Origin of the sequence: Treponema sp. C6A8 (genome assembly GCF_000619925.1) — a bacterium.
Classification (GTDB): Bacteria; Spirochaetota; Spirochaetia; order Treponematales; family Treponemataceae; genus Treponema_D.
Window position 1 is genome coordinate 1 of sequence record NZ_JHVB01000019.1, and the last position, 3,386, is coordinate 3,386.

At 34.2% G+C, this 3,386-nt stretch carries 4 protein-coding genes; 3 read left to right on the forward strand and 1 reads right to left on the reverse strand.

Features of this window, described 5'->3' with window-relative positions:
• Positions 1-243, reverse strand: a 243-nt coding sequence (locus T530_RS14350) for a hypothetical protein (protein ID WP_038074675.1), incomplete at its 3' end; no start/stop codon positions are given.
• A gap of 922 nt (positions 244-1,165) precedes the next feature.
• Between T530_RS14350 and T530_RS0111935 the strand changes: the two genes are divergently transcribed.
• The 3 genes from T530_RS0111935 to T530_RS0111945 all read left to right on the forward strand — a co-directional run bounded on the left by T530_RS0111935 (position 1,166) and on the right by T530_RS0111945 (position 3,077).
• Positions 1,166-2,017 carry an Rpn family recombination-promoting nuclease/putative transposase gene (locus T530_RS0111935; RefSeq protein WP_027729209.1) on the forward strand — a complete coding sequence of 284 codons (852 nt, stop codon included), beginning with the start codon at positions 1,166-1,168 and terminating at the stop codon, positions 2,015-2,017.
• Between the two features lie 247 nt (positions 2,018-2,264).
• The gene (locus tag T530_RS0111940; protein WP_197018283.1) at positions 2,265-2,705 is read left to right on the forward strand and encodes a hypothetical protein; all 441 of its coding nucleotides are present in this window, start codon (positions 2,265-2,267) and stop codon (positions 2,703-2,705) included.
• A gap of 9 nt (positions 2,706-2,714) precedes the next feature.
• Positions 2,715-3,077: a hypothetical protein gene (locus T530_RS0111945; RefSeq protein ID WP_027729211.1), complete on the forward strand. Its 363-nt coding sequence runs from the start codon at positions 2,715-2,717 to the stop codon at positions 3,075-3,077.
• The last annotated feature ends 309 nt before the right edge of the window (positions 3,078-3,386 follow it).

Sequence of the window (3,386 nt, forward strand, 5' to 3'; positions counted from 1 at the left end):
AGTTTTCCCAGAAAGAGTCCCGCTAACAGTAAATCTGTTGTTGGCAGAAGTCTTTTTAAAATGAAGCCAGATGCTGCCGTCTGCAATCCGCAGGCACAGTTTTTTTTTGCTTTCAGAAAGGCCTTTTTCCAGGCGTACAATTTTCAATGCTTCAATATCAATAAAACATTCCAGTTCCCTTTTTTCATTCAGTACCGGGTATGGGTTCCCCAGCACCACGCAATCCATAATTACTTTTTCCACATATATTATATATCCGCAGACAATGAAAATTCGGAAATGAAAATGAAAAAAAGTTTAAAAAATTAGCAGAGAAATTTTGTATGGGAATGTTTTACGTTGTCCTGCTGCACGTTTGCATAGCGTAGTGTCGTGTCTATCTTTGTATGTCCCAAAAGCACCTGTACCTGCTCAATAGGTACTCCAAATTATAAGAAATATATTCTTATAGTCGGAGGGTAGGGAATTGTTGGTAAGAAGATTTTTATTTTTTATGTAACATCAATTGCTATTTGTAGGAGTAAGGAAATTGCTATACATTCGCGAGAATGTATAGCAAATGTACCAACATGCTATTTCTTATAATCAAAATAATATTTGATTGCAAAAATAAAGAAACAAACAGATACACCTATCAAAAAAATTAGTTTTATAATCAAATAAAAATCATCATCAGAATTAATTATTTCCTTATAAGTAAAATATCCACCTACACAACACATAAGTGAAATGAAAATATTAATAATAATCTTAAAAATATAAAACATAAATTACTCTGAAACCTGCTTTAAATTACTATCAATACCAGTAAGTCTATCATAGTTTTCAATTATACACCTTCTATAACTTTTGATGCAGAAAGTCTTTTTGTATCAGCAACAAGTGAACACAAACACAGCAATAAATTATCAGATCACATTTTCAAACTGATAAAGGAACTTGAAGTCAACAAGCTGCTATCTAAATATACACATAATCAAAACTTTTTACATTAAGACATTTGTAAAAGATTAAGCAGATTTAATTATCTGCCTCACAAGAAATAGATACTATACAACTCCATGCGTTTTTTTGAAATTTCTTTAAAAAAAAATATAACTATTTTTCAAAATTTTTGTCAAAACAGTATCATCTTGGAAAGTATATAGGTAAGGAGATTATGCAAATGGAAAACACAACCTATCACTCAAAATCAATTGAAGAACTTACCTTTACCGATGACGGAATGTTTCAGGCTGTCTTACATAACCCTGAAATCTGCGCAGAACTTGTAGAGAGACTTCTGCACGTAAAAGTAAATCACGTCGAATACCCCAAGCTTGAAAAACAGATTGCACCTTACTATTCGACAAAAGGTGTCCGCCTTGATGTCTATATTAAGGATTCTGATAAAATCATAGACGTAGAATTGCAGTCATATCCGCAGGAAGCCCTTGGAAAACGTACACGTTATTACCAGTCCATGATTGACATCGACAGCCTTATGAAAGGACAGGATTATCAGGAACTTAAAGAAAGCTATATTCTTTTCATCTGCAAGCACGACCCTTTTAAGGATGAAAATGGCAGATGCTACGGACTTCCCTGCTATACTTTCAAAAATGAGTGTATTGAAAATCCTGAAGTAAATTTAAATGACAAATCATGCAAGGTAATCTATAATGCAAGTGCATATAAAGAAGCAAAAGACCCGAAGATTCAGGCTTTTCTGCACTTTATAAGCACTAATGAACCTGGGAAAGATGATTTTTCAAGACGTCTTTCTCAACTTGTTGAAAAGACAAAGGAAAACGAGATATTCAGGAGGGATTACGCAGCCATGAACTTACACGACCGTGACATTCAGAGAGCCGCTCGCAAAGAAGGCATTGCGGAAGGTATTCAACAAGGTATTTCTCGTGGAGCCGAAGATACTGCTATAAATCTTCTGAAAATGAAACTTGGAACCGTAGAACAGATTGCCCAGGCTTCAAAACTTCCTTTAGAAAGAATTCTTGAACTGAAAAAAGCTCTTTAGAAAATCAGCTTAATAGACTAAGGTTCAGTTCAGATAATTTACTACCTGCTAGCATTTAATTTTCAAGAATTAAATGCCGTCCTTCAGATAAAGGGCGGTTTTTCTGTTTATCAGTAATAAAAGTTCCTTTTTTTATTATATTTATAACATATATTGCAAAACACAAAAGCCGAATGCTTAATATGTTTCCCCTGCCGTAAGTTATGAATATTATACGCCTTCTGTAAATGCTGACGGCAAGCACGATTTGTGGTATGCTTTAACTAACAATAAGGTTACGTTTGACGCAAAAGATACTTCCGTAATACAGACCGTGTTGCAGGTTGATGGTGTAGGCCGTGCAGTTCGCACTGCAAAAACAGGTTTTGTAAACGGCGTTGACGGCTGGAACGCAAGCAGAGCAGTCGAATACGATATTAAGGGCAGAACAGTAAAAGAAGGGATGACTGAGTTTAAAGAGGGAACTTTGGAAGACCTGTTGAATTCAAAACCAAAGATGACATCTTTATCTACCTCTTATGAGTACGACCAGAAAGACAGAAAGGTTAAGACTATCCTGCCTGATGAGTCTGTTCAGACTAATGCTTTTTATATAGAAGAAAACAGACAGATTTCAGAAGCAAAAGACCCTATTGAATTAGGAGCAGTCAAAGTAACAAATGTCTCCGGAGTTAATCCTGAATTTTAGGAGAAAGTTATGGAAAAGTATTTTTTATCGTCTTTAGAAAACAAACAGTTATCATATGTGAGAGAATGTGAATATATTCGTTCAATAAAATTTAAAACGGGAAAAAATGCTGTAATTGTAAAATTAAATGAGCCATTGCAATGGTCTGATTCAGAAGGCTTTCATGGCTCAGATTACGCAATTGTTACAGCAAGACATGAGGGATATGATGTAATAGAACCAATATATTTTCCAACTTTTGTTTATGTGACTGTACTTAAAGAAAAGGATTACGATTTTGTAGAAGAAATAGAAAATGATGATTTGCTAATTATAGGAATCGGTGAATTGTATGAAACTTATGAAAAAGCGAAGTATCATGTTTTTGATTAATAGAATCCACCACTACATCTAGTGTTTCCAGTTCGTCTGAAAACACTGAATTTTAGTCCTACAAATACCAATTTTCAGGACTAAGAGAAGAATTGACTGATTTATAGCCGTAAAAAGGCCTTTTTTAAGTGAAAATGACAGGTTTTAAGCAAAAAACAGCTTTCTCAAAATCATTCAACTGGATTTCATACTTCAAAAATTATGAAATTCAGCTGAAAAGCGCTCTTAGTTTTACATATAGCAATTTGATATGTTGTGCCTTTGTCAATAGAGAATAAAAAAATGGAAGTAGCAGGCAGAAACTAACCG